General features: G+C 67.9%; 23 protein-coding genes. 8 read left to right on the top strand and 15 right to left on the bottom strand.

The genetic code is table 11. The features are described from left to right. Positions 1–59: 59 nt before the first annotated feature. Together ychF and JTE92_RS28155 are read right to left on the bottom strand one after the other, a co-directional pair. Positions 60–1,151: a redox-regulated ATPase YchF gene (gene ychF, locus JTE92_RS28160; RefSeq protein WP_063241636.1), complete on the bottom strand. Its 1,092-nt coding sequence runs from the start codon at positions 1,149–1,151 to the stop codon at positions 60–62. Between the two features lie 295 nt (positions 1,152–1,446). After that, a complete protein-coding gene (locus JTE92_RS28155) occupies positions 1,447–1,704 on the bottom strand; it encodes a hypothetical protein (RefSeq protein ID WP_063241637.1) in 258 nt (85 codons plus the stop codon). 185 nt (positions 1,705–1,889) lie between these two features. On the opposite strand from JTE92_RS28155, the gene JTE92_RS28150 reads away from it, so the two are divergent. The 5 genes from JTE92_RS28150 to JTE92_RS28130 all read left to right on the top strand — a co-directional run bounded on the left by JTE92_RS28150 (position 1,890) and on the right by JTE92_RS28130 (position 9,410). Continuing rightward, positions 1,890–3,185, top strand: a complete 1,296-nt coding sequence (locus tag JTE92_RS28150) for a UbiH/UbiF family hydroxylase (protein WP_063241638.1) — start codon at positions 1,890–1,892, stop codon at positions 3,183–3,185. 44 nt (positions 3,186–3,229) lie between these two features. Beyond that, a complete protein-coding gene (locus tag JTE92_RS28145; RefSeq protein ID WP_063241639.1) occupies positions 3,230–3,988 on the top strand; it encodes a DsbC family protein in 759 nt (252 codons plus the stop codon). Positions 3,989–4,116: 128 nt separating this feature from the next. Further along, positions 4,117–5,121: an acrylyl-CoA reductase (NADPH) gene (gene acuI / locus JTE92_RS28140; RefSeq protein ID WP_063241640.1), complete on the top strand. Its 1,005-nt coding sequence runs from the start codon at positions 4,117–4,119 to the stop codon at positions 5,119–5,121. Positions 5,122–5,186: 65 nt separating this feature from the next. Next, a complete protein-coding gene (locus JTE92_RS28135) occupies positions 5,187–7,010 on the top strand; it encodes a M61 family metallopeptidase (RefSeq protein ID WP_063241641.1) in 1,824 nt (607 codons plus the stop codon). Between the two features lie 51 nt (positions 7,011–7,061). Beyond that, positions 7,062–9,410: an FUSC family protein gene (locus JTE92_RS28130; RefSeq protein WP_063241642.1), complete on the top strand. Its 2,349-nt coding sequence runs from the start codon at positions 7,062–7,064 to the stop codon at positions 9,408–9,410. Positions 9,411–9,483: 73 nt separating this feature from the next. On the opposite strand, the gene JTE92_RS28125 is transcribed toward JTE92_RS28130, so the two are convergent. After that, positions 9,484–10,824 (bottom strand): ABC transporter ATP-binding protein, encoded by a 1,341-nt coding sequence (locus tag JTE92_RS28125; RefSeq protein WP_063241643.1) that lies wholly within the window; start codon positions 10,822–10,824, stop codon positions 9,484–9,486. Positions 10,825–10,829: 5 nt separating this feature from the next. Then, positions 10,830–12,584: an ABC transporter permease gene (locus JTE92_RS28120; protein ID WP_116386823.1), complete on the bottom strand. Its 1,755-nt coding sequence runs from the start codon at positions 12,582–12,584 to the stop codon at positions 10,830–10,832. Positions 12,585–12,915: 331 nt separating this feature from the next. Between JTE92_RS28120 and JTE92_RS28115 the strand changes: the two genes are divergently transcribed. Next, positions 12,916–13,194 carry an acylphosphatase gene (locus tag JTE92_RS28115; protein WP_029048328.1) on the top strand — a complete coding sequence of 93 codons (279 nt, stop codon included), beginning with the start codon at positions 12,916–12,918 and terminating at the stop codon, positions 13,192–13,194. Positions 13,195–13,198: 4 nt separating this feature from the next. On the opposite strand, the gene JTE92_RS28110 is transcribed toward JTE92_RS28115, so the two are convergent. The 8 genes from JTE92_RS28110 to rpe all read right to left on the bottom strand — a co-directional run bounded on the left by JTE92_RS28110 (position 13,199) and on the right by rpe (position 20,650). After that, positions 13,199–13,972: a uracil-DNA glycosylase gene (locus tag JTE92_RS28110; protein WP_063241644.1), complete on the bottom strand. Its 774-nt coding sequence runs from the start codon at positions 13,970–13,972 to the stop codon at positions 13,199–13,201. A gap of 33 nt (positions 13,973–14,005) precedes the next feature. Then, positions 14,006–14,635, bottom strand: coding sequence for a CYTH domain-containing protein (locus JTE92_RS28105; RefSeq protein WP_063241645.1), 630 nt, complete (start codon positions 14,633–14,635; stop codon positions 14,006–14,008). Between the two features lie 112 nt (positions 14,636–14,747). Further along, positions 14,748–15,551, bottom strand: a complete 804-nt coding sequence (trpC, locus tag JTE92_RS28100; RefSeq protein ID WP_063241646.1) for an indole-3-glycerol phosphate synthase TrpC — start codon at positions 15,549–15,551, stop codon at positions 14,748–14,750. A gap of 11 nt (positions 15,552–15,562) precedes the next feature. Further along, positions 15,563–16,588, bottom strand: a complete 1,026-nt coding sequence (trpD, locus tag JTE92_RS28095) for an anthranilate phosphoribosyltransferase (protein WP_174544892.1) — start codon at positions 16,586–16,588, stop codon at positions 15,563–15,565. A 62-nt stretch (positions 16,589–16,650) separates the two neighbouring features. Further along, positions 16,651–17,220, bottom strand: coding sequence for an aminodeoxychorismate/anthranilate synthase component II (locus tag JTE92_RS28090; protein ID WP_063241648.1), 570 nt, complete (start codon positions 17,218–17,220; stop codon positions 16,651–16,653). Positions 17,221–17,240: 20 nt separating this feature from the next. Beyond that, positions 17,241–18,758, bottom strand: coding sequence for an anthranilate synthase component I (trpE, locus tag JTE92_RS28085; RefSeq protein ID WP_063241649.1), 1,518 nt, complete (start codon positions 18,756–18,758; stop codon positions 17,241–17,243). 450 nt (positions 18,759–19,208) lie between these two features. Then, a complete protein-coding gene (gene gph / locus JTE92_RS28080) occupies positions 19,209–19,952 on the bottom strand; it encodes a phosphoglycolate phosphatase (RefSeq protein WP_063241650.1) in 744 nt (247 codons plus the stop codon). After that, positions 19,949–20,650, bottom strand: a complete 702-nt coding sequence (rpe, locus tag JTE92_RS28075) for a ribulose-phosphate 3-epimerase (RefSeq protein WP_063241651.1) — start codon at positions 20,648–20,650, stop codon at positions 19,949–19,951. The genes gph and rpe overlap by 4 nt, the downstream gene beginning before the upstream one ends. A 257-nt stretch (positions 20,651–20,907) precedes the next feature. On the opposite strand from rpe, the gene apaG reads away from it, so the two are divergent. After that, positions 20,908–21,282 (top strand): Co2+/Mg2+ efflux facilitator ApaG/CorD, encoded by a 375-nt coding sequence (apaG, locus tag JTE92_RS28070; protein ID WP_063241652.1) that lies wholly within the window; start codon positions 20,908–20,910, stop codon positions 21,280–21,282. Between the two features lie 42 nt (positions 21,283–21,324). On the opposite strand, the gene JTE92_RS28065 is transcribed toward apaG, so the two are convergent. Further along, positions 21,325–21,546, bottom strand: coding sequence for a hypothetical protein (locus JTE92_RS28065; protein ID WP_063241653.1), 222 nt, complete (start codon positions 21,544–21,546; stop codon positions 21,325–21,327). Between the two features lie 118 nt (positions 21,547–21,664). Between JTE92_RS28065 and mltA the strand changes: the two genes are divergently transcribed. After that, positions 21,665–22,816: a murein transglycosylase A gene (gene mltA, locus JTE92_RS28060; RefSeq protein ID WP_063241654.1), complete on the top strand. Its 1,152-nt coding sequence runs from the start codon at positions 21,665–21,667 to the stop codon at positions 22,814–22,816. Between the two features lie 63 nt (positions 22,817–22,879). Here mltA and paaK read toward each other — a convergent pair whose 3' ends face one another. Together paaK and paaI are read right to left on the bottom strand one after the other, a co-directional pair. After that, positions 22,880–24,184, bottom strand: coding sequence for a phenylacetate--CoA ligase PaaK (paaK, locus tag JTE92_RS28055; RefSeq protein ID WP_063241655.1), 1,305 nt, complete (start codon positions 24,182–24,184; stop codon positions 22,880–22,882). A 44-nt stretch (positions 24,185–24,228) separates the two neighbouring features. After that, positions 24,229–24,672: a hydroxyphenylacetyl-CoA thioesterase PaaI gene (gene paaI / locus JTE92_RS28050; RefSeq protein ID WP_063241668.1), complete on the bottom strand. Its 444-nt coding sequence runs from the start codon at positions 24,670–24,672 to the stop codon at positions 24,229–24,231. Positions 24,673–24,694: the final 22 nt, after the last annotated feature.

Here is a 24,694-nt window from a genome sequence, read left to right as displayed (position 1 = left end):
GCCCGGCAGGAAACAAAAAACCCGCGGAGTTCGCGGGTTTTTTGTCGTCGGGGGCCGGCTCAGACGTTGAACAGGAAGTTCAGCACATCCCCATCCTTCACCACGTATTCCTTGCCTTCCGCGCGCATCTTGCCGGCTTCCTTGGCGCCGGTCTCGCCCTTGAACGAGATGTAATCGTCGTAGGCGATGGTCTGCGCGCGGATAAAGCCGCGCTCGAAGTCGGTATGGATCACGCCGGCCGCCTTGGGCGCGGTGTCGCCGACATGGATGGTCCAGGCGCGCACTTCCTTCACGCCGGCGGTGAAGTAGGTCTGCAGGCCCAGCAGCTTGAAGCCGGCGCGGATCACGCGGTCCAGGCCCGGTTCTTCCATGCCCAGGTCGGCCAGGAATTCGGCCTTGTCGGCGTCGTCCAGGTCGGCGATCTCGGCTTCGATGGCGGCGCACACGGCCACCACCGGCGAGTTGGTCTGCTTGGCGTACTCGCGCACCGCGTCCAGGTGCGGGTTGTTCTCGAAGCCGTCTTCACGCACGTTGGCGACGTACATGGTCGGCTTGGCGGTGATCAGGCAGAACGGACGGATGGCCTCCCACTCTTCCGGGGCCAGGTCCAGCGTGCGCACGGCCTTGGCCTGGTCGAGCACGGCCTGCGCCTTTTCCAGCACGGCGACCAGGCGCTGCGCTTCCTTGTCGCCGGCGCGGGCCGGCTTGACGTAGCGGGCCAGGGCCTTTTCCACGGTGGCCAGGTCGGCCAGCGCCAGTTCGGTGTTGATGACTTCGATGTCCGACAGCGGGTCGACCTTGCCGGCCACGTGGATCACGTTGTCGTCTTCGAAGCAGCGCACCACGTGGGTGATGGCGTCGGTTTCGCGGATATTGGCCAGGAACTGGTTGCCCAGGCCTTCACCCTTGGACGCGCCCGCCACCAGGCCGGCGATGTCGACGAACTCGACCGTGGCCGGCAGGATGCGCTCGGGCTTGACGATCTCGGCCAGGCTGGCGAGCCTCGGATCCGGCACTTCGACCACGCCCACATTGGGCTCGATCGTGCAGAACGGATAGTTTTCGGCGGCGATGCCGGCCTTGGTCAGGGCATTGAACAGCGTGGACTTGCCGACGTTGGGCAGGCCGACGATGCCGCATTTGAGGCTCATGGTCTTGTCTTAGAAATCAGGGGGTTGCGGGACGCGGTCCGGCGCCGGGGCGGGTTGGCGACGGGGCGCCTGGCGGGCCGGTGACGGGACTGCATCGGACGAGACAAACACATCACATCGAGCGTCGCTCGACGGCTGTACGGGGTCTGCCACGAAAAACGATAATTGTAACCCTATCGGGACTGCGGGGTTGCTGGCCGGGGGCGATTTGCACGGCATACAAAAACAAGACGGCCAGGAAGTCATCCTGGCCGTTGCGTGAGCGCCGCTTCCGCTCAATCGAGGTTCACGACGTTCATGCGCCGTCCGTGAACTGGTCCCGCATATCCGTGGTCTTGGCGCCGTCCGTAAACATGTCGCGCCTGTCGATTGCCCTTGCACCATCCAGGAACACGTCCCGCCGGTCGATTGACCGTGCTCCATCCGAATACACATCGAACTTGGAGACCTTGGCGCCATCGGTGTAAACGTCCCGCGGGCCAGTCGTGCCTCCGAATGCCGATCCCCCTGCAACCGCGATACCCACCGCGGCAATCCAAAGCGCCTTCTTCATTGGTCCACCTCCCTTCAGGTGGTTCGTCCCCGGTCAGAAACATTTCGTTTCAATATAGGCTGTGCAGTTCCGAACTCGGCTCCTTGCACCGACAGTTTTGTCATAAGCCTAATGACCTGAAGAAATAACGAACGCCCCTCCCTCCCGCCCGAAGGAGCCCGGAGTGACGTGGCTATAATCCAGCCATGAGCCGATCCCACGCGTCCGCGCACACCGCTGCGCGCAATTCCTCCGCTTTCCAGGTTGCCGTCGTCGGCGGCGGCATCGTCGGCAAGTCCTGCGCCTTGTTGCTGGCCCAGCAGGGCATGAACGTGGCACTGGTGGCGCCGAAGCCGCCCCGCGGCGTCGGCCGTGCGCCAGCCGGCCCGGAAGACTGGGACAGCCGTATCTATGCGTTCTCGGCCAGCTCGCAGGCGCTGCTGGAGCGGATGCGCGTGTGGGAGGCGCTGGACCCGGCGCGCATCCAGCCGGTGCGCGACATGCGTGTCTTTGGCGATGTCAGCGCCGCCGAAACCTCGCCCGGCCTGGACGGCGACCTGCATTTCTCCGCCTACGCCGCCGCGGTGCCGCAACTGGCGTGGATCATCGAGTCCAGCCATGTCGAGCGCGCGCTCGACACCGCGCTCGGCTTCCAGCACCAAGTGACCTGGCACGACGGCACCGCCAGCGCGTGCGAGCGCGATCCGGAGGGCATTACCCTGACGCTGGACAACGGCACCAGGCTGCGCACGGCGCTGGCGATCGGCGCCGACGGTGCGCGCTCGTGGCTGCGCCAGCAGTGCCATATCGGCGTCAGCACGCGCAAGTACCGCCAGCTTGGCGTGGTCGCCAACTTCGCCTGCGAGCGTCCGCACCACGAGACCGCCTGGCAGTGGTTCCTGGGCGCGCCGGAAAAGCTGATGGCAGACGAAGAGCCCGCCAACGGCGAGGTGCTGGCGATGCTGCCGCTGCCGGGCAACCATGTCTCGATGGTCTGGTCGGCAGACGAAGCGCACGCGCGCGACCTGCTCGCGCTGTCGCCCGAGGCGCTTGCCGCCACCGTGATGCAGGGCGCCGCCGGCGCGGTCGGCAGCCACTTCGGCACGCTGCGCTGCGTGACGCCGGCGCAGGGCTTCCCGCTGGTGCTGCAGCGCGCCGACCAGTTCGTGCAGCCGCACGTGGCGCTGGTCGGCGACGCCGCCCACGTGGTGCACCCGCTGGCGGGGCAGGGCATGAACCTGGGCCTGCGCGATGTCGCGGAACTTGGCCGCGTGATGGCCGACAAAGAACCTTTCCGCAGCGAGGGCGACCTGCGCCTGCTGCGCCGCTACGAGCGCGCGCGCGCCACCGACCTGCTGTCGCTGACCGCGGCCACCGACGGGCTGCACCGGCTGTTCTCGCTGCCCGGCGGCGTGGCGCGGGTGGTGCGCAACACCGGCATGCGCGCGGTGGGTGGCCAGCCGCTGCTCAAGCGTTTCCTGATCGGGCACGCGCTCGGCTGACGCCACCGCGCCCCGAACGATCACCGAATACCCCTGGAGTCCACATGTTTCAATTCCTGCGCCGCCACCCTGTCCGCAGCGCCGCCGTCACCGCCGTCGTTGGCGGCCTGGCTGCGGCCGGCTTTGCCCTGCATGCCATGGCGGCGGGCGAGCCCGGTACTGACCGCATCAAGGAGTCGCTGCAGAAGGTGCTGGGCGGCCGTGCCGAGGTAAAGAGCATCACCAAGACCCCGGTGCCGGGCCTGTTCGAGGCCAATATCGGCGGGCAGGTGGTCTACACCGACAGCACCGGCCGCTACATCCTCAACGGCGAGATGATCGACACCCGCACCGGCACCAACCTGACCGAGGAGCGGATGGCCGAGATCAACCGCATCAAGTGGTCGGACCTGCCGCTGGCGCGCGCGATCAAGTGGAGCAAGGGCGATGGCAGCCGCCAGATCGCGGTGTTCTCCGATCCCAACTGCGGCTACTGCAAGCGCATCGAGCAGACCTTCCAGCAGATGGACAACATCACCGTGTACACCTTCCTGTACCCGGTGCTGTCGCCGGACTCCGAGACCAAGGCCAAGCAGGTCTGGTGCGCGGCCGACCGCACCAAGGCGTGGCGCGACTGGATGCTCAAGCATGTGGCGTTGACCGGCAACGGCAGCTGCCAGACGCCGCTGCAGGAGAACCTGGCGCTGGGCCAGAGCATGAATGTCACCGGCACGCCCGCGGTGTTCTTCATGGACGGCACCCGCATCCCGGGCGCGGCCGACGTGGCCACGCTGGAGAAGAAGCTCGCCAGCATCAAGAAATAAGCGCGCGCCGGACCTGCATTACCTTGTCGATCCTCCCGGCTCGAGCGACGGCCGGACTTGTCCGGCCGTTCTGCTTTCCGCTTTCCCCTCATTCCCAAGCGATCGCCGCCAGGCGACAAGGAGACACCATGACCTTCCAGGCATTGCTGCTGACCCAGGCCGACGGCGCCACCCAGGCCAATATCGCTATGCTGGACGAGGCGCAGTTGCCGGCCGAGGGCGACGTGCTGGTCGCCGTGGACTACTCCACCATCAACTTCAAGGACGGCCTGGCGATCACGGGCCGCTCGCCGGTGGTGCGCAAGTGGCCGATGGTGGCGGGCATCGACGGGGCCGGCACCGTGCTGGAATCGTCCAGCCCGCGCTGGCAGGCCGGCGACAAGGTGGTGCTGAACGGCTACGGCGTGGGCGAGACCCACTGGGGCTGCCTGGCGCAGCGCGCGCGGCTGAAGGGCGACTGGCTGGTGCGCCTGCCCGATGCCTTCACCACGCGCCAGTCCATGGCGATCGGCACCGCCGGCTATACCGCGATGCTGTCGGTGCTGGCGCTGGAGCGCGGCGGCGTCAACGGCCCGGTGCGGCCCGGCGATGGCGAGGTGCTGGTGACCGGCGCCTCGGGCGGGGTGGGCTCGGTCGCGATCGCGGTGCTGAGCAAGCTGGGCTACAAGGTGGTGGCGTCGACCGGCAAGACCAATGAGGCGGATTTCCTCAAGGCACTGGGTGCCGCCGAGGTCATCGACCGCGCCGAGCTGGGCGCGCCCGGCAAGCCGCTGCAGAAGGAACGCTGGGCCGCGGTGGTGGATTCGGTCGGCTCGCATACCCTGGTCAACGCGTGTGCGCAGGTGCGCTACGGCGGCGTGGTGACGGCGTGCGGGCTGGCGCAGGGCATGGACTTCCCGGCATCGGTGGCGCCGTTCATCCTGCGCGGCGTGACGCTGCACGGCATCGACAGCGTGATGGCGGCCATGCCGCTGCGCGAGCGCGCCTGGCAGCGGCTGGCGAGCGACCTGGAGCCGGATCGCCTGAACGCGATCACGCGCGAGATCGGGCTGGCCGAGGCGATCGACGCCGGCCGCAAAATCGTGGAAGGCGGCATGCGCGGCCGCGTGGTGGTCGACGTCAATCGCGCCTGAGCGGCGGCTGGCTGCTTCACCAGCGTCGGCGGGACCAGCCGTGCGCCGACGTTACAATCCTGTCCATGACGCCGATCCGCTACGCCATCGCCCCGCTTGCGCCTGAGGCGCACCTGTTTGCCGTCACCGTCACGGTGAGCGAGCCCGATCCCGCCGGCCAGCGCTTCACGCTGCCCGCGTGGATCCCGGGCAGCTACATGATCCGCGACTTCGCCCGCCATATCGTGCGCATCCGCGCCGATGCCGGCGGCCGCGAAGTCCCGCTGACCAAGCTCGACAAGCAGAGCTGGCAGGCCGCGCCGGTGAGCCGGTCGGACGGCCCGCTGACGCTGAGCTACGAAGTCTATGCCTGGGACCTGTCGGTGCGCGCCGCGCACCTGGACGCCACCCATGGCTTCTTCAACGGCAGCTCGGTGTTCCTGTGCGTCGAGGGCCAGGCCGAGCGGCCATGCACCGTCGATATCCACGCGCCCGAAGGCGAGGCTTACCGCGGCTGGCGTGTCGCCACCGCGATGCCGGAAGCACCGGGCCGCGACGGCGCGAAGCGCTACGGCTTCGGCCGCTACCAGGTTGCCGACTACGACGAACTGGTCGACCACCCGGTCGAGATGGGCAGTTTCCAGCTCGCCAGCTTCCGCGCCTGCGGCGCGCAGCACGACGTGGTTTTCACCGGCCGCGTGCCCAACCTCGATCTCGAGCGCGTGTGCCGCGACCTCAAGCGCATCTGCGAAACCCAGATCCGCCTGTTCGAACCCCGCAGCGCCGAGGCGCCGTTCCTGGACAGCAACCGCCGCTACGTCTTCATGACGATGGTCACCACCGACGGCTACGGCGGCCTCGAGCACCGCGCCAGCACCGCGCTGATGTGCGCGCGCAATGACCTGCCGGTGCGCGGCCTGAGCGACAACGGCGACACCAGCGAGGGCTACCGCACCTTCCTGGGCCTGTGCAGCCACGAGTATTTCCACACCTGGAACGTCAAGCGCATCAAGCCCGCCGCGTTCGTGCCGTACCGGCTGGCCGAGGAAACCTACACGCCGCTGCTGTGGCTGTTCGAGGGCTTCACCAGCTACTACGACGACCTGGTGCTGGTGCGCGCGGGCTGCGTGACCGAGGCGCAGTACGTCGAGATGCTGGGCAAGACCTGGAACGGCGTGCTGCGCGGCCACGGCCGCACCAAGCAGAGCGTGGCCGAAAGCTCGTTCGACGCCTGGACCAAGTACTACCGCCAGGACGAGAACGCGCCCAACGCCATCGTCAGCTACTACACCAAGGGCTCGCTGGTGGCACTGGCGCTGGACCTGACCATCCGCGCCAAGTCGCGCGGGCGGCGCTCGCTCGACGATGTCATGCGCGCGCTGTGGCGCCGCTACGGGCGCGGCTTCTACGCGCCCGGTGCGATGCAGCGCGGCGTGACCGAGGCCGAGGTCTATGCGCTGTTCGATGAAGTGACCGGCCTGAAGCTGGGCGGCCTGCTGCGCTCGCTGACCGAAGGCACGGGCGAACTGCCGCTGCCGGGGCTGTTCAAGGACTTCGGCGTCAAGGCCGAGGCGCAGAAGCCGTCGCGCGCGGCGGCGCTGGGCATCAAGGTCAAGAGCGACGACGGCTGGGTACGCGTCACGCAGGTGTTCGACGGCGGCGCGGCGCAGGCCGCGGGCCTGTCGGCCGGTGACCTGCTGGTGGCCATCGACGGCCTGCGCGTGGCGCCCGGCCAGATCGACAAGCTGCTGGGACGCTACCGCACCGGCGACCGCATCGACCTGCACGCCTTCCGCCGCGACGAGCTGCAGGTGCTGCCGGTCACGCTGGCGCGCGAGCCCGCGGCGCAGTTCAAGGTCAAGCTGGCGGACGGCCGGCATGCGGCGCGCTCGCGCTGGCTGGGCCAGTGACGTAGCGCTGCCATTTCCACAACTCAGTCCAGCCCCCGGCCGCTTCGCCGCATGCAATACGCGCACGACCCCCGCACCTTCCTGTATTCGCACTACGTGTACCGGGGGCTGCGCTCGGCCACCGGGGTGATCGGCGCCACGCTGATCGCGCTGCAGCTCTCCGACCTGCCCACCGCGATGGTGGTGTCGATGGGCGCGCTGTGCACCAGCCTGATGGACCTGCCCAGCCCGCTGAGCCACAAGTTCAACGAGATGCTGGCGAGCGTGCTGCTGTGCAGCGCGGTGACGCTGGTGGTGGCGCTGACCACGCCGTTCCCGCGGGTGATGCCGTTCGTGCTGGTGCTGGTGACGTTCCTCGCCGCCATGATGACGGTGTACGGCAACAAGACCTTGCCGCTGCAATTCGCGGCGCTGTTCGTGATGACGCTTACGCTCAACGAGGACTTCGTGGTCGAGCGGGCGCTGGTGCATGCGGCGCAGTTCAGCGCCGGCGCGGTGGCCTACCTCGGCTACGCGATGCTGGTGAGCTGGCTGACCGAGCGCCGCACCAGGCAGCAGGTGCTGGCCGAGTCGTTGTACGAGCTGGCCGGCTACCTCGAGATCAAGGCCGGCTTCTACGATGCCGGCAACGACTACGAAGCCCAGTTCAACCAGCTGGTGCGCCAGCAGATCGTGGTGGCCGAGCGCCAGCAGGCCGCGCGCGACCTGGTGCTGCGCGGCAACCGCACGCCGCATGACGGGCTGCTGGTGCAGGTGCACCTGCGCATGCTCGACCTGTACGAGTACGTGCTGTCCACCAACACCGACTATCCGCTGCTGCGCCAGACCTTCGGCGGCACGCCGGTGCTGGACCACCTGCGCGGGCTGGTGGTGCTGATGTGCAAGGACGTGGAAGAGATCGCCTACGAGGTCACGCGCGGACGCGGCTCGTACGCGACGGTGGAATACCGCGAAGGCCTGCGCGCGGTCGAGGCCGAGATCGCGCAGCTGCGCCACCACCACATCAAGCCCGCGGCGATGACCGCGCTGGCCGAGACGCTCGACATGATCCGCGGCGCGATCACGCTGATCGGCCAGCTGCACGAGGCCTCGCGCACGCCGGTGGAGCCGGCCAAGGTGCTGCCGGGCAGCGACATGACGCCGTTCCTGACGCGCCAGAAGTACGAACTGGGCGTGCTGCGCGACAACCTGCACTGGCGCTCGCCGGCGTTCCGTTTTGCCCTGCGCATGTCGATGGCGGTGGCGCTGGGGCTGTGGATCACCAACCACCTGCCGTACGTGTCGCACAGCTACTGGATTCTGCTGACCATCATCGTCATCCTGAAGCCCAACTACAGCATGACCAAGCAGCGCTACAACGACCGCGTGATCGGCACGCTGATCGGCTGCGTGGTGGCGGTGGGGATCCTGAAGGTGGTGCACGAGCCGCTGATACTGCTGGGCGTGCTGTTCCTGGCGCTGGTGGCCAGCGCCGCGTTCGTGACCATCAAGTACCGCTATACCGCGATCGCGGCCTGCATCCAGGTGCTCATCCAGATCAACCTGCTGATGCCGGGCAGCCCGACGGTGGCGGGCGAGCGGCTGGTCGATACGGTGATCGGCGGCATCATCGCCTCGCTGTTCAGCTTTGTGCTGCCGAGCTGGGAATACCGCGCCATCCCCAAGCTGGTGGAGAACGTGCTGCAGGCCAATCGCCGCTATATCGCCGCCACGCGCGACCTGCTGCTGCGCCGGGCCAACGACGACTTTGCCTACCGCGTGCAGCGCAAGCAGTTCATGGATGCGCTGTCGGCGCTGATCTCTTCGTTCCAGCGCATGCTGGACGAGCCCAAGAGCCGGCATCGCGCGGTCGACAACCTGAACCGCTTTATCGTGCAGAACTACCTGGTGGCGGCGCACGTGGCGGCGGCGCGGATCCAGGTGCGGCAGCACTACGACGAGCTGGATATTCCCGCGGCCGAGGCGGCCATCGAGCAGGCTACCGAAGCGGCGCGCAACAGCCTGCAGCTGGCCAGCGAGCGGCTGCATGCCGACGAGCGTGGCGGCGGGCGCGGCGCGGGCTTTATCCGCCGCGAGCGCGCGCCTGTGTTGGCCGAAGCGCAGGCGCCGCTGGCGGTAGCGGCAGGGCCGGTCGTGGCCGATGTCGCTGAAGCCGAGGAGGATGCCGCGGCCGAGCGCCGCGCGCGGCTGGCGGACTCGGCGGACAAGCGCCGCACCGATACGCTGGTGCAGGCCGCCGCCGCGGGCGAATCGAGCGAGCAGGCCGGGCCGACGTCCAGCTCCACGGGTCGTCCCGCCAACGCAGTGCTGGAGCGCCGGCTGCGCGCACTGCGCGAGGACGCGGCCAAGATCGCGCTGCGTACGGGAGCGATCGGGCGGGCGATGCGGGAGCGTTCTTGACGGCGCCATTGCGGCACCATCTGTTTTTTCCCCTCTCCCGCTTGCGGGAGAGGGGTGCAAATCTGGCGCGGCGTTAAAGGCCGTGCCCCTCCGGCATCTCACCCTCCGGCAACGTCAGCATCCCGCTGTTATAGCTGTACTCAAAGATCTCCCCATACCGCCCCCACCCGATCGCCACGCTCAGCACGCGCTCGGCCTCGGCCGGCTTCAGGAACTGCTCCAGCGCGTTCAGCACCTGTTCCTCGCCGATCTCGCCCGCTTCGCTAGCCACCAGCTCGCGCCGGATATGCGCGGCGAGCGCAACGTTGGCGAGCAGCTGCCGGCCGAAGATCGCCTTGCGCTGCTGCGGCCCGGCGGCATAGTAGGCGCGGCCCGCTTCGGTGGCGGCGATGTCGCCGGCCTCGATCGACACCAGCTGCACCAGCTGCAACGCCTCGCATGCGGGCAGCAGGTCGTCGTCGGTCAGGCCGGCTTCGTCGGCCAGGTGAGGCAGGTCCGCGCGGCAGTGGAAGGGCGCCTCGCACAGCAGGTCGAGGATGGCTTCCATCTGGCTGATATCGGCGTCCGGCAGCCGGTAGCCGATCTGGCGCGCGGGCGCCTGCGCCGGCAGTCGTGCCTCGGCAACCGGCGCGGTCATCAGCGCATAGATCGCGTCGACCAGCGCGCGCACCTGCGCGCTGTCGCGGTTGCGCGGGCGCGGCAGCGTGACCGGCACCTCCGCGCGGATGCGGCCGGGATCGCTCGACAGGATCACGATGCGGTCGGCCATCATCACCGCCTCTTCGATGTTGTGCGAGACGATCAGAATGCTGCGGATATTGGCGCGGCCGCTTTCCCACAGCGCCAGCATCTCGTCGCGCAGGGTCTCGCCGGTCAGCACGTCCAGCGCGGAGAAAGCCTCGTCCATCAGCAGCAGGTCGGGCTCGGTCACCAGCGCGCGCGCAATGCCCACGCGCTGGCGCATGCCGCCGGACAGCTCGCGCGGCAGCGCGCTGTTGAAGCCGGCCAGCCCGATCATGCCGATCGCGGCCTCGGCGCGGCGCTCGCGCTCGGCCCGGGGCACGCCTTGCGCTTCGAGGCCCAGCTCGACGTTCTGCTGCACCGTCAGCCACGGGAACAGCGCGAACGACTGGAACACCATGGCGATGCCTTCGGCGGTGCCCCCGAGGCGCTCGCCGCGGAAATGCACCTCGCCCCGGTCGGCGCCGACCAGCCCGGCCATGATGCGCAGCAGCGTCGACTTGCCCGAGCCGGATTTGCCCAGCATCGCGACGATCTCGCCCTCGCGCAGCGTCAGGTCCACGCCTTCGAGCACGGCACGGTCGCTCTGGCTGGCAGTGCGGAAGATCTTGCCGACGCCGCGCAGCTCGATCACGGCGGGTGCGGTGGTGGTCTGGTTGAAGTGTTCGGCCATGGTGCTTACAGGCGGGTGCGCTCTTGCGCGAGTTGGTACAGGCGGTTCCACAGCAGCCGGTTGAAGCCGACCACGAACAACGCCATCACGCCGATGCCCAGCGCGATGCGCGGGAAGTCGCCGCGCGCGGTGGTCTCGGCGATATAGCTGCCGAGCCCGGTGGCGACGATGGTGTGGTCGCCCCAGGTCACGTACTCGGACACGATGCTGGCGTTCCACGAACCGCCGGCGGCGGTGACCAGCCCCGTCAGCAGGCTCGGGAATACCGCCGGGATCAGGAAGCGCTTCCACAGCAGCCAGCCGCGCAGCCCGACATTGCGCGCCGCCAGCTTCAGCTCGGTGGGGATGCCCGAAGCGCCCGCCACCACGTTGAACAGGATGTACCACTGCGTGCCGAACACCAGCAGCGGACTCAGCCAGATCTCGGGGTTCAGCCCGAAGCGCGCGATCAGCATCACCGCCAGCGGGAACATCAGGTTGGCCGGGAACGCGGCCAGGAACTGCGCCACCGGCTGCGCGACACGCGCCAGCTCGGGGTTCAGGCCGATGCGGATGCCGACCGGCACCCACACCAGCGCGGCCAGCGCGATCAGCACCACCACGCGCACCATGGTGATGGCGCCGAGCCACAGCACGTGGCCGACTTCGGCCCAGCCGACTTCGCTGTGGACGAAATAGCCGACGCGCACCAGCGCCGCCAATGCCATCAGTACGATCACCGCGTCACGCACGCGGCCAAGCCACTGCGCGCGGCGCGGATCGGCAGGCGCCGCAACGGCATGCGAGCGCCCCCGCGCGCCCCACGCCAGCGTGCGCGTGGCCAGCGCCGCGGCCTGCGCCAGCAGCGCGCCGACCCACGCCGAGCGGCGCAGCAGGTCCAGCAGCCACGACTGCGGCAGCTTGTCCTGCGCCAGCGTCTCGAAGCGGAAGCGGTCGGCCCATGCCACCAGCGGGCGGAACAGCAGCTGGTCGTACAGCAGGATGCCGATCAGCATGGCCAGGATCGCCCAGCCGATCGCGGCCAGGTCCTGCTGCTGGATCGCCAGCGCGATATAGGAGCCGATGCCCGGCAGGCGGATATCGTGGCCCGACACCGAGATCGCCTCGGACGCGACCACGAAGAACCAGCCGCCCGACATCGACATCATCATGTTCCACAGCAGTCCCGGCATCGCGAACGGCACTTCCAGCCGCCAGAAGCGCTGCCATGGCGAGAGCCGGAACATGGCCGCGGCCTCCAGCAGGTCGCCCGGAATGGTGCGGAACGACTGGTACAGGCTGAACGCCATGTTCCACGCCTGCGAGGTGAAGATGGCGAAGATCGCCGCGCATTCGACGCCGGCGATATTGCCGGGGAAGAGCGCGATAAAGCCGGTTACCGTGATCGACAGGAAGCCCAGCACCGGGATCGATTGCAGGATATCCAGCGCGGGCACCAGCACTTTCTCCGCCGTGCGGCTCCTGGACGCCAGCGCGGCGAACGCCAGCGAGAACAGCAGCGATGCCGCCAGCGCCGCCAGCATGCGGATGCTGGTGCGCATCAGGTAGTAGGGCAGGTAGGCCACGTCCAGGTGCACCGCCAGCTGCTGGTCGGGGTGGAACGGAGCATTCATCTGCTGCGCGGCGAATGCAACCATCACGATCACGGCCAGGATGATCGGCAGCAGGGCGAGGTCGAAGCGGTTGGGCGGCGCGCGCAGCAGCTGGCTGTCGAAGCCAGGCGCGGGCGTGTCCGCGCGGCGGTTGGCGGGTGGCATCATGGCGCTTCTCGGGCTGCTTCTCGGGCTGTATCGAGCTTGGCGGGCGAAGGCTTGTGGCCTGACCCGGTTCAGATCGCCCATCCATGGCTACTGTCATTCCCGCGCAGGCGGGAATCCAGCGTCTTTCATGCCCCCCGGGGACAAAGTCACTGGGTTCCCGCCTGCGCGGGAACGACCGTGGTGAGCTGAACTTATTGGCGCATGCCGCCGGCTCCACGCAGATCACGCCGGGCGGCGCGCATCCCTTTGTAACGCCCGGCATGGCGGTCTAGTTTACTTGGTGTCGATGACAGAACGCGCACGCCTCGCGTGCGCTCACGGGGGAACGGCCATGAAGAAGGCAACCTGGCGCCTGGTCGCGCATGGGCGCGTGCAGGGCGTTGGCTATCGCGCCGCCTGCGCCGACGCCGCGGACGAACTCGGGCTGGGCGGCTGGGTGCGCAACCGCGTCGACGGCACCGTCGAGGTGATGGCGCACGGCACGGTCAAGCAGCTGGAGGCGCTGCAGGCGTGGATGGAAACGGGCCCGCCGGCGGCGCAAGTGACGTTTGTCGAGGTCGGGCGCGGGGAAGGGGAGTTCGCCGGCTTCGAGTTCCGGCCGACCATCTAGCGGATCAGGCGGCGGTCCAGTCGACCGGCGTGCGGCCGTGCGCTTCCAGCCAGCGGTTGGCTTCGCGGAAGTGGCCGCAGCCGAGGAAGCCGCGATGCGCCGACAGCGGCGAAGGATGCGGCGCTTCCAGCACGCGATGACCCTCGCCCAGCAGCGGCTTCTTCGCCTGCGCGTGGCTGCCCCACAGCATGAACACCAGGTTCGGGCGGTTCGCCGCCAGCGCGTGGATCAGGCAGTCCGTGACCGCTTCCCAGCCTCGGCGCGCGTGGCTGGCGGCCTGTCCCTGCTCGACCGTCAGCACGGTGTTGAGCAGCAGCACGCCCTGGCGTGCCCAGCCTTCCAGGTTGCCCGAGGTGCGCGGCGGGGTGCTATCCACGCCGAACTCGGCGGCAATTTCCTTGAAGATATTGCGCAGGCTGGGCGGCACCTTGATGCCTTCCGGCACCGAAAAGGCCAGGCCGTGCGCCTGCGGCAGCTCCACGCCGCCGACCGTGCCGGTGCCGTGGTATGGATCCTGGCCCAGGATCACCACCTTGACCGCATCCGGCGGCGTCAGGTGCAGTGCGTGGAAGACGTGGTGCGGGAATACCGGCTTGCCGGCGGCGCGTTCGCCGTCGACAAAGGCGGCCAGCTCCTGCCATGCCGGCACGGTGATGCAGGGCGCCAGCAGCGCGCGCCACGCGGCGGGGAGGGCATCGGCCTGGGCCTGCAGGCTGGCGGCGGGGGAGGGCTCGCCGGGCGCGCGGGGCGCTTCGGCGGCGAAGAGATCGGCTTGCATGCGTGAGGAATGCCTGGGCGGGAAAAACCGCGATTATGACGCCTTGCCTTCGGCGATTCCCGCCAGGCGGTAGCCGCGCGCGGCTTTGCTGAGATCGGACGGCGCCAGCGCGGCCACGGCGGCAAGCCGTGCGGCGAAGGCGCGCAGGGCATCGGCCGCGTGCGCGGCGTCGCCGTCGAGCCATTCCAGCTCGAGTTCCTGGATGCGTTCCTGCGCGGCGCTGGCCGGCGCGGTAATGGTGCCGGTATCGAGCGCCGCCTCGATACGCGCGCCGTCCTGCGTGACGATCCAGGTGCGGCGGATGAAGTCGGTGCGGAACACCGGGGCCAGCCTGCCGACCAGTGGCGCGAGCACGGTTTGCGCGTCAGCGGGAAAGGTCTGCAGCTCGATGGCCTCGCCGGCGATCCCGGTTTCCCATTCATGGCGCGTGGCCAGTCCGCCCTGGCTGCTGCCGGCGGTCTTCAGCGTCTGCAGCCATTGCGCGCCCTTGTGGCGCAGGCGCAGCGCGGCGCGAGCCTGGGCCAGGTCGTGTTCGGGCGTGTCGAGGTAGACGTTGAGCAGCGTCGCTTCGCCTTGCGGCTGGCCGTTGGCGTCGAGCCAGGCGGCCAGCGGGGCGAGGGCGTCGTCGGCGACGGCGAGTTTGAGTTCGATTTCCTGGGGCATGGCGGGTGGGAATTTAAGGAGTTAGAGGATCGGGCGATGACTTCCCAATCACCACCAGCCGGTCCCCTCTCCCGCTCGCGGGAGAGGGGAGCAAACAAGCGGTAGGTCTCCCTCACGCAAACAACCGTGCCAGCTCCACCCCCGGATCCTTCGCCCGCATGAACGCCTCGCCCACCAGGAACGCATGCACATTGCCATCGCGCATGCGCTTCACGTCCGCCGGCCCGAGGATGCCGGACTCGGTCACCACCAGCTTGTCGGCCGAAATATGCGGCAGCAGGTCCAGCGTGTTATCCAGCGACACCTCGAACGTGCGCAGGTTGCGGTTGTTCACGCCCAGCAGCGGCGTCTTCAGCCGCAGCGCGGCGTCGAGCTCATCGTCGCCGTGCACCTCCACCAGCACGTCCATGCCGAGTTCCAGCGCGCACGCTTCCAGCTCGGCCATCAGGCCATGGTCCAGCGCGGCGACGATCAGCAGGATGCAGTCGGCGCCCCAGGTGCGGGCCTCGTAGACCTGGTACAGGTCGACCATGAAGTCCTTGCGCAGCGCAGGCAGCGGGCAGGCGCCGCGCGCGCGCTTCAGGTAATCGGCATGGCCCTGGAAGAAGTTCACGTCGGTCAGCACCGACAGGCAGGCCGCGCCGTGGGTAGCGTAGCTCTCGGCGATGGCCTCGGGCACGAAATTTTCGCGCAGCACGCCCTTGGACGGCGAGGCCTTCTTCACCTCCGCGATCACGCCGGCATGGCCCGCCGCGATCTTGTCGCGCAGCGAGCGCTCAAAGCCGCGCGGCGCCAGGCCGGCCTCGGTGCGCAGGCTCTCGGCCTCGGCGCGCAGGCTGGGCAGGTCGCGCTGCTTGCGCGCGGCGGCTACTTCGTCGGCCTTCACGGCCAGGATTTTTTCCAGGATGTCTGACATATCAGCGCCTCTTACTTGAACTGCTGCGTGGCACGCACGAACTGGTCGAGCTTCTCGCGCGCCGCGCCGCTGGCGATGGCCTCGCGCGCGCGGCGGATGCCGTCCTCGACCGAGTCGGCCACGTTGGCGGCGTACAGCGCGGTGCCGGCGTTCAGCGTCACGATCTCGCGCGGCGTGCCGGGCACGTCGGACAGCGCTTCCAGCAACATCTCCTTCGATTCCCCCGCATCGGCCACCTTCAGGCCGCGGTTGGAGACCATCGACAGGCCAAAGTCTTCCGGATGGATTTCGTACTCGCGCACCTCGCCGTCTTTCAGCTCGCCGACCAGCGTGGCCGCACCCAATGACACCTCATCCATGCCATCCTTGCCATAGACGACAATCGCGTGCCTTGCACCCAGGCGCTGCATCACGCGCACCTGGATACCGACCAGGTCAGGATGGAACACGCCCATCAGGATATTGGGCGCATCGGCCGGGTTGGTCAGCGGGCCCAGGATATTGAAGATGGTGCGCACGCCCATTTCCTTGCGGATCGGGGCGACGTTCTTCATCGCCGGGTGGTGCGTGGGTGCGAACATGAAGCCGATGCCAGTCTCTTCGATGCACTGGCCGACCTGCTCGGGCGTCAGCATGATGTTGACGCCGAGCGCCTCAAGCACGTCGGCGCTGCCCGACTTGGAACTGACGCCACGGTTGCCGTGCTTGGCAATCTTCGCGCCGGCCGCCGCCGCGACGAACATCGAAGCGGTCGAGATATTGAACGTATGCGAACCGTCGCCGCCGGTGCCGACGATATCGACGAAATTCTCGCGATCCTTCACCGGCACCTTGTTGGCGAACTCGCGCATCACCTGCGCGGCGGCCGAGATCTCGCCGATGGTTTCCTTCTTGACGCGCAGGCCGGTCAGGATCGCGGCGGCCATCACCGGCGAGATCTGCCCCTGCATGATCTGCCGCATCAGGTGCAGCATCTCGTCATGGAAGATTTCGCGGTGCTCGATGCAGCGCGTCAGGGCTTCTTGCGGCGTGATCATGGCGTTCTCGTTGACAGTCTGGATGGCGTGTTGGGTGCTGGCAGGCGCGGAGTCGAGCAGTCTCATCGCGGCGCCTTGACGAAGTTGGCCAGCATCGCATGGCCATGCTCTGACAGGATCGATTCGGGATGGAACTGCACACCTTCGATGGCGAGCGTCTTGTGGCGCACGCCCATGATTTCGCCGTCCGGGGTCCAGGCGGTGATCTCCAGGCAATCGGGCAGGGTCTCGCGCTCGATCGCCAGGGAATGATAGCGCGTCACGTCGAAGTGTTTGGGCAGCCCGCTGAACACGCCTTGCTGCGTGGTCTCGATGGTGCTGACCTTGCCGTGCATCACCTGCTTGGCGCGGATCACCTTGCCGCCGAAGGCCTCGCCGATCGCCTGGTGGCCAAGGCACACGCCCAGCATCGGCACCTTGCCGGCAAAGTGCTGCAGCGCCGCCACCGAGATGCCGGCTTCCTTCGGGCTGCACGGGCCGGGCGAAACGCAGATGTGGTCGGGCTTCATCGCCTCGATTTCTTCGATGGTGATCTCGTCGTTGCGGTAGGTGCGCACCTCCACGCCCAGTTCGCCAAAATATTGGACCAGGTTGTAGGTGAACGAATCGTAGTTGTCGATCATCAGCAGCATGGCGTCTGTCTCCTGTTCTCTCAGATATCGGAGTCCAGGCCATCCTGGACCTGCTCGGCGGCGCGGATCACGGCGCGCGCCTTGGCTTCGGTTTCCCTCCATTCGGCTTCGGGATCCGAATCTGCAACGATGCCGGCGGCTGCCTGCACGTAGAGATTGCCGTCCTTGATGATGCCGGTGCGGATGGCAATGGCGAGGTCCATCTCGCCGCCGAACGACAGGTAGCCCACCGCGCCGCCATAGATGCCGCGCTTGCGCGGCTCCAGCTCGTCGATGATTTCCATCGCATGCACCTTGGGCGCGCCCGACAGCGTGCCGGCCGGGAAGGTCGCGCGCAGCACGTCGAGGTTGCTCATGCCTTCGCGCAGCGTGCCTTCGACCGAGCTGACGATATGCTGCACGTGCGAGTACTTCTCGATCACCATCTTGTCGGTGACCTTGACCGAGCCGGTCTCGGCGATGCGGCCGATATCGTTGCGCGCCAGGTCGATCAGCATCACGTGCTCGGCGATTTCCTTGGGATCGTTGAGCAGTTCGGTGGCAAGCTGGGCGTCCTTCTCCGGCGTATTGCCGCGCGGGCGGGTGCCGGCCAGCGGGCGGATGGTGACGATGTGTTCGCTGCGGGTGTCACCATTGGTGCCGACCTTGCGCTCTTCCTGGCGCACCAGGATTTCCGGCGACGCGCCCACCACCTGGAAATCACCGAAGTTATAGAAATACATGTACGGCGACGGGTTCAGCGAACGCAGCGCGCGGTACAGCGACAGCGGCGAGTCGCGGTAGGGCTTCACCAGCCGCTGGCCGATCTGCACCTGCATCATGTCGCCGGCCATGATGTATTCCTTGGCCTTGTGCACGGCGTTCAGGTAGTCGGCCTTGGCGAATTCGCGGTAGACCTCGGTCTGCACCGACGGGCTGGTCACCGGCACGTCCACCGGCTGGCGCAGCTTCATGCGCAGCTCGCGCAGGCGCTGGCGGGCGCGGGGATAGGCTTCGGGCGTGGTCGGGTCGGCGTAGACGATCAGGTAGAGCTTGCCCGACAGGTTGTCGATCACGGCCAGCTCTTCGCACAGCAGCAGCTGGATATCGGGCAGATTCAGGTCGTCGGGCTTCTGCGTATTGGCGAGCTTCTTCTCGATATAGCGCACCGCATCGTAGCCGAAGTAGCCGGCCAGGCCGCCGCAGAAGCGGGGCAGGCCGGGGCGCAGCGCCACCTTGAAGCGGCCCTCGAATTCGGCGATGAAATCGAGAGGGTTGCCTTCGTGCGTTTCCACCACCTTGCCGTCGGTCACCACCTCGGTGCGGTTGCCGAAGGCGCGCAGCAGCGTGCGCGCATGCAGGCCGATGAAGGAATAACGCCCGAAGCGCTCGCCGCCGACCACCGATTCCAGCAGGAAGGTGTTGACCCCGCGCGTCTGCGATTGGGCCAGCTTCAGGTACAGCGACAGCGGCGTTTCCAGGTCGGCAAAGGCCTCGGCGATCAGCGGGATGCGGTTGTAGCCCTGGTCGGCCAGCGATTTGAATTCCAGTTCGGTCATGTCGGTCCTCTTGCGGTCCTTTTGTGCGGCGTCGCTGCGCGGGTGAGGTTGGGCGCGGCGCCGCATTTCGGCAATCAGGCTGGAGCGAATGGATACCCGCCCCGTTTGGCGGGCCGTGGTGCAGGCAAGTTGCGGACAAGACTGCACACGGCCGGGGAAGGGCGTGCGGCGCGTTCTTGAGCTAAACGTAGCAGAGAATTTCCGCTGCGCTGGCTTTTGGCGGGTTTGGGTGGGATGCCCGGCACGGGATTTGGATCCCTCAGCCGGTTGTAACGACGCCCTCGGGTAGAGGGCGCGTCAGCAGACTCGCGAACGCACTTTACGCCTGTTGGGAGGCGCGCCAGCGACGCCAGGGCCAAGCCTGCCGATCACTGCCAGAAGAGATGCGTTTGCGGTTGAGAAACATTGAATGTTCAGGGATTTTCGGTCGGGGCCAGCCTGTGGCCAGCCCTAGCGATGACCTGCCCGGTGTGCCGCGAACAGCGCTGCGGCGTGGGCAATGGTGTCGACTATACCATCGGCCTCGACGGCTTGTACAGGATTGCCATGGTTGTAGCCATAGGGCACCAGCAGCACGCCCATGCCCGCTGCGCGGGCCGCCTGGGCGTCGTTTTCCGAGTCGCCAAGAGCCGCCATCGCCGACGGATCGAGCCGGAACACTTCCGCCACCTTGAGCAGCGGGAACGGGTCGGGCTTGCGCAGCTGGAACGCGTCGCCGCCATAGACCAGCTCGAAATACGCCGCCAGCCCGGTCTTGGCCAGCAGCGGCTCGGTGAAGCTGTAGGGCTTGTTGGTCACGCAGGCGAGCCGCAGCCCGGCCGCCTTCATTGCCGCCAGGCCTTCGCGCACGCCGGGATAGACCTGCGAGAACTGGCCGTTGATGCGGATGTACTCGCGGTCGTACAGCGCGTAGGCATCGGCAAAGAGGCTGTTGGCGTGCAGCGGCGAAAAGCGCGCGTCCAGCACGCGCCGGATCAGGTTTTCCGAGCCCTTGCCGACGTAGCTGACGATTTCCTGCTCGGACATCGGCGCCACCGGCCCCAGGTTGGGGTGCTGGCGGCCCAGCGCCAAAAGCATGGCGTTGATCGAGGCGTGGAAGTCGCCCGCCGTATCGACCATGGTGCCGTCCAGGTCGACGATCACCCCTTCGATGCCGCTCCAGTCGGTGCGGCGCAGTGCCACGCCCGCAGTCATCGGCCAACCTTCGCCAGTTCGCCGCGCAGCGCCGAGATGATGCCGCGGTAGCCGCCGTCGGCGTCCGGCTTGCCGAACACGGCGGAGCCAGCCACGAAGGTGTCTGCGCCGGCCGCGGCGATCTCGGCGATGTTGTCGACCTTCACGCCGCCATCCACTTCCAGCAGGATGGTGCGGCCGGTGCGGGCGGTGTATTCGTCGATGCGCTGGCGCACGGCGCGCAGCTTGTTCAGCGTCTCGGGGATGAACGACTGGCCGCCGTAGCCCGGGTTGACCGACATCAGCAGGATCACGTCCAGGCGGTCCATCACATGGTCCAGGTGGTGCAGCGGGGTGGCCGGGTTGAACACCAGGCCGGCCTGGCAGCCGTTATCGCGGATCAGCGCGAGCGAGCGGTCGACGTGCTCGCTGGCTTCCGGGTGGAAGGTGATGATATTGGCGCCGGCCTTGGCAAAGTCCGGGATGATCCGGTCCACCGGGCGCACCATCAGGTGCACGTCGATGGGGGCGGTCACGTGGGGACGGATCGCCTCGCACACCAGCGGGCCCACGGTCAGGTTGGGCACGTAATGGTTGTCCATCACATCGAAGTGGATCCAGTCGGCGCCGGCCTCGGTCACGCGGCGGACTTCCTCGCCCAGGCGGGCGAAGTCGGCAGACAGGATGGAGGGGGCGATGCGGAAGGTGGGCTGGGTCATGGTAGCTGCGGATGGCGCGCGGTGAATGCAGGGAATGCTGTTATCGCCGCAGCGGCGGGCCGAAGGCGCCGCCGCAGCAAGGGCGGCCGGGGCGCACGGCGGGCGGCACGGCGTTGAAAGACCGATATTCTACGCCCGCCCCGCGCGATCGACTCCGGTCGGCGTCCGGCCGGCGCTCTTGCCCGTCCCGCGCCCATCCCGCACAATGCGGCTACCCTTTTCCCTGCCGGCCGATCCTGCCGCCGGCCCTGCCCAAGATGAGCGAGTACGCCTTCTCCGTGTCGGTGCGCACCCAGTACCTGCCGGACCAGTCCGACCCCGAGCGCGGGCGCCATGCCTTCGCCTACACCATCACCATCCACAACACCGGCGAGGTGGCGGCGCAGTTGATCTCGCGCCACTGGGTCATTACCGACAGCGACAACGGCACGCAGGAAGTCGCCGGCCTGGGCGTGGTGGGCCACCAGCCCCTGCTGAAGCCGGGCGAGCATTTCGAGTACACCAGCTGGGCCACCATCTCGACGCCGGTCGGCTCGATGAAGGGCGAGTACTTCTGCGTGGCCGAGGACGGCCATCGTTTCGAGGTGCCGATCCCCGAATTCGCGCTGGTGCTGCCGCGCATGCTGCACTGAGCGCACGCCCAGCCGGAAGCCGGGAAGCCTGGAAGCGGGAACCTACTGGCGCTTCGCGCTGTCCTGTTCCTGCGGCGGCGTTTGCCGGCCCTGCGTGGATTCCTGTGGCTGGCGCGACGGGTGGTCGTCGGGCGCGCGCGTCGGGCGCGGGTTCTTTTTGGCCGTGCCCATGGTCCACACCACGATAAAGATCAGCAGGAACAGCGCCACGCCGGCCTCGAGGGCAAACAGCAGCATGGGATGGGCTTCGAAGAACTTGCTCATGGCGGATGCGGCGGTGGCAATGACAGATGACGGTGGGATTGTAGGGCAACTGCAGCAATGGCCCGGTGCGATCCCTGCCGGGCCGGCACCGGTCGCGGGACACTGAACAACAAGCAAGATGGCATACGCGGACTCCTTTTCGATTTCTCTCCCTCGCTTCACTTCGCGCCTTGCGCGCCTTGGCGTCCGCGCCCGGGCCTGGCTCGCGCTGGCCGGCGCCGGCGTGCTGCTGGCCGGCTGCATGAGCGGCCCGCCGCCTCGCATCGAAACCGGTCCGTCCGCCACCACGCCGCCCACTTCGCCGATCCAGAAGGGCCGCCTGCAGGCCGCCAGCTGGAACGAGATCGGCGGCTGGGGCCAGGATGACGTGCGTGCCGCGTGGCCCGCGCTGCAGGCCAGCTGCCAGGCGCTGAAGAAGCGCGCCGAATGGAGCCGAGCCTGCGCCGCCGGCATGATGGTCGACGCCGGCGACCTCGGCGCCATGCGCACCTACTTCGAGACCAACTTCCAGCCGTTCCGCGTGGTCAACGGCGACGGCACCGACAGCGGCCTGATCACCGGCTACTACGAGCCCATCCTGCACGGCTCGCGCACGCGCCAGGGGCGCTTCCAGGTGCCGCTGTACCGCAAGCCGGCGCAATTCGGCAACCGCCCGCTGCCGGGCCGCGCCGAGCTGCTGCAGAACCCGGCCATGCGCGGCAGCGAGCTGGTGTGGGTGGATGACGCAGTCGAGGCCGCTTTCCTGCAGATCCAGGGCTCGGGCCGGGTCCGGCTGCCTGACGGGAGCCTGATGCGGGTCGGCTTTGGCGGCACCAACGACCAGCCATTCCGCTCGTTCGGCAAATGGCTGCTGGACCGCGGCGAGATCACCCCGGCGCAGGCCACCATGCAGGGCATCAAGGCGTGGGCCCGGGCCAACCCGGCGCGCGTCGACGAGATGCTGAACGTCAACCCGCGCTTTGTGTTCTTCCGCGAGCTGCCGCCGAACAATGACGGCCCGGTGGGCGCGCTGGGCGTGCCGCTGACGGCCGAGCGCTCGATCGCGGTCGATCCCGCCACCATCCCGCTGGGCGTGCCGGTGTTCCTGTCGACCACGCGCCCGCTGTCGACCGAGCCGATCCAGCGGCTGATGTTCGCGCAGGACACGGGCAGCGCCATCAAGGGTGGCGTGCGCGCGGACTTCTTCTGGGGTGCGGGCGATGCGGCGGGCGAGACCGCGGGGCGGATGAAGCAGGGCGGCAGGATGTGGGTGCTGATGCCGCGCAGCTGAGGTCACTGGCCGCCCAGGCAAACAAAAGGGACGCCTCGGCGTCCCTTTTTAATTCCGTGGCAATCACCGCCCCCGCTGGTCCACGATCCGCTTCGCCTTCCCCACCGAGCGCTCGATACCGCCCTCCGGCAGCACCTCGATCGCGGCGGTCACGCCAATATAAGACTTGATCTCGTGCACCAGCCGCTCGCGCGCGGCCTGCGCGCGCGCCGGCTCGCTGCCATGGGCGCATTCCACACGGACCGTCAGCGTGTCCATATGACCGTCCTTGCCCAGCACGCACTGGTAATGCGGGGCCAGTTCGGCCTGCTTCAGGATCAGCTCCTCGATCTGCGACGGGAACACGTTGACGCCGCGCACGATCATCATGTCGTCGGTCCGGCCGGTGACCTTTTCCATGCGGCGGAAGGCGGGTCGCGCCGTGCCCGGCAGCAAGCGGGTCAGGTCGCGGGTCCGGTAGCGCACTACCGGCATCGCTTCCTTGGTCAGCGAGGTAAAGACCAGCTCGCCGAATTCGCCATCCGGCAGCACCTCGCCGGTATTCGGGTCGATGATTTCCGGATAGAAGTGGTCTTCCCAGATGGTCGGGCCATCCTTGGTCTCGGCGCATTCGTTGGCCACGCCCGGGCCCATCACCTCGGACAGCCCGTAGATATCGACCGCGGAAATGCCCATGCGCTTCTCGATCGCCAGCCGCATTTCCGGCGTCCACGGCTCGGCGCCGAAAATGCCCACGCGCAGCGGGCTGCTGGCCGGGTCGATGCCCTGGCGCTCGAATTCATCGGCGATCGCCAGCATGTAGCTGGGCGTGACCATGATGATCTCGGGCTTGAAGTCCAGGATCAGCTGGACCTGGCGCTCGGTCTGGCCGCCGCCGAACGGGATCGCGGTCAGGCCCGCCTTCTCGACGCCGTAGTGCGCGCCCAGCCCGCCGGTGAACAGGCCGTAGCCGTAGCTGATATGCACCTTGTCGCCGCGCCTTGCGCCCGAAGCGCGGATCGAGCGCGCCATCACCGTGGCCCAGTGATCAATGTCCTGCAGCGTGTAGCCGACCACCGTCGGCTTGCCGGTGGTGCCGGACGAAGCATGCACGCGCGCCACCCGGTCCTGCGGCACGGCGAACATGCCGAACGGATAGTTGTCGCGCAGGTCCTGCTTGCCGGTGAACGGAAAGCGCGCCAGGTCGGCGAGCGATTGCAGCTGGTCGGGATGGACGCCGGCCTCGTCGAATTTGCGGCGGTACACCGGCGAATTGGCGTAGGCATGGTGGAGCGACCATTTCAGCCGCTCCAGCTGCAGGGCCTGCAACTCGGCGCGGCTGGCGGTCTCGATCGGGTCCAGGGGCAGATCGGTCAGGCGCGTGCTCATGTCGTCTCCTGCACGGGGGGCGTTATCTTGGTGGACTGGGGCGTTCAGGCGACGGTATCCGGCGACACGACATGGCCCTTGATATGTGCCGACTTGCCGCGGAACATCGCCACCACTTCGCCGGCGGCATTGGTCACGCGGATGTCGTAGATGCCGTGGCGGCCCGACAGGGTCTGCTCGATCCCTTCGGCGGTCAGCACGTCGCCGCCGTGCACGGGCTTGAGGAATTCGATGCTGCAGCCGGCTGCCACGGTATTGATGTTATGGCTGTTGCAGGCGAATGCGAAGGTCGAATCGGCCAGCGTGAACATCAGGCCGCCGTGGCAGATGCCGTGCCCGTTCAGGAATTCGTTGCGTACCGGCATGGTCAGCCGGGCGTACCCGGGGCGGACCGCTTCGACGGTGATCCCGAGCCAGCGGCTGCAGGTATCGGCTTCATACATGGCGGCGGCGGCCGCTTCGGCGAGGGCCTGTGGGTCCTTGTGCAACATTCTCTCCTTGGGGGCAGGG

Source organism: Cupriavidus oxalaticus (assembly GCF_016894385.1).
Lineage (GTDB): Bacteria > Pseudomonadota > Gammaproteobacteria > Burkholderiales > Burkholderiaceae > Cupriavidus > Cupriavidus oxalaticus.
The sequence above is the reverse complement of the archived record's forward strand: the minus strand, read 5'-3'. Positions and strand labels throughout refer to the sequence as shown.

Coding starts and splice junctions, on each gene's coding strand:
- trpC (WP_063241646.1), bottom strand. CDS start 15,551: ATGTCAGACATCCTGGAAAAAATCCTGGCCGTGAAGGCCGACGAAGTA.
- paaK (WP_063241655.1), bottom strand. CDS start 24,184: ATGAGCACGCGCCTGACCGATCTGCCCCTGGACCCGATCGAGACCGCC.
- trpD (WP_174544892.1), bottom strand. CDS start 16,588: ATGATCACGCCGCAAGAAGCCCTGACGCGCTGCATCGAGCACCGCGAA.
- gph (WP_063241650.1), bottom strand. CDS start 19,952: ATGACTGCGGGCGTGGCACTGCGCCGCACCGACTGGAGCGGCATCGAA.
- acuI (WP_063241640.1), top strand. CDS start 4,117: ATGACCTTCCAGGCATTGCTGCTGACCCAGGCCGACGGCGCCACCCAG.
- JTE92_RS28130 (WP_063241642.1), top strand. CDS start 7,062: ATGCAATACGCGCACGACCCCCGCACCTTCCTGTATTCGCACTACGTG.
- JTE92_RS28150 (WP_063241638.1), top strand. CDS start 1,890: ATGAGCCGATCCCACGCGTCCGCGCACACCGCTGCGCGCAATTCCTCC.
- apaG (WP_063241652.1), top strand. CDS start 20,908: ATGAGCGAGTACGCCTTCTCCGTGTCGGTGCGCACCCAGTACCTGCCG.
- JTE92_RS28090 (WP_063241648.1), bottom strand. CDS start 17,220: ATGCTGCTGATGATCGACAACTACGATTCGTTCACCTACAACCTGGTC.
- JTE92_RS28110 (WP_063241644.1), bottom strand. CDS start 13,972: ATGCAAGCCGATCTCTTCGCCGCCGAAGCGCCCCGCGCGCCCGGCGAG.
- JTE92_RS28155 (WP_063241637.1), bottom strand. CDS start 1,704: ATGAAGAAGGCGCTTTGGATTGCCGCGGTGGGTATCGCGGTTGCAGGG.
- JTE92_RS28105 (WP_063241645.1), bottom strand. CDS start 14,635: ATGCCCCAGGAAATCGAACTCAAACTCGCCGTCGCCGACGACGCCCTC.
- mltA (WP_063241654.1), top strand. CDS start 21,665: ATGGCATACGCGGACTCCTTTTCGATTTCTCTCCCTCGCTTCACTTCG.
- ychF (WP_063241636.1), bottom strand. CDS start 1,151: ATGAGCCTCAAATGCGGCATCGTCGGCCTGCCCAACGTCGGCAAGTCC.
- JTE92_RS28145 (WP_063241639.1), top strand. CDS start 3,230: ATGTTTCAATTCCTGCGCCGCCACCCTGTCCGCAGCGCCGCCGTCACC.
- JTE92_RS28135 (WP_063241641.1), top strand. CDS start 5,187: ATGACGCCGATCCGCTACGCCATCGCCCCGCTTGCGCCTGAGGCGCAC.
- rpe (WP_063241651.1), bottom strand. CDS start 20,650: ATGACCCAGCCCACCTTCCGCATCGCCCCCTCCATCCTGTCTGCCGAC.
- JTE92_RS28065 (WP_063241653.1), bottom strand. CDS start 21,546: ATGAGCAAGTTCTTCGAAGCCCATCCCATGCTGCTGTTTGCCCTCGAG.
- JTE92_RS28115 (WP_029048328.1), top strand. CDS start 12,916: ATGAAGAAGGCAACCTGGCGCCTGGTCGCGCATGGGCGCGTGCAGGGC.
- trpE (WP_063241649.1), bottom strand. CDS start 18,758: ATGACCGAACTGGAATTCAAATCGCTGGCCGACCAGGGCTACAACCGC.
- JTE92_RS28120 (WP_116386823.1), bottom strand. CDS start 12,584: ATGATGCCACCCGCCAACCGCCGCGCGGACACGCCCGCGCCTGGCTTC.
- JTE92_RS28125 (WP_063241643.1), bottom strand. CDS start 10,824: ATGGCCGAACACTTCAACCAGACCACCACCGCACCCGCCGTGATCGAG.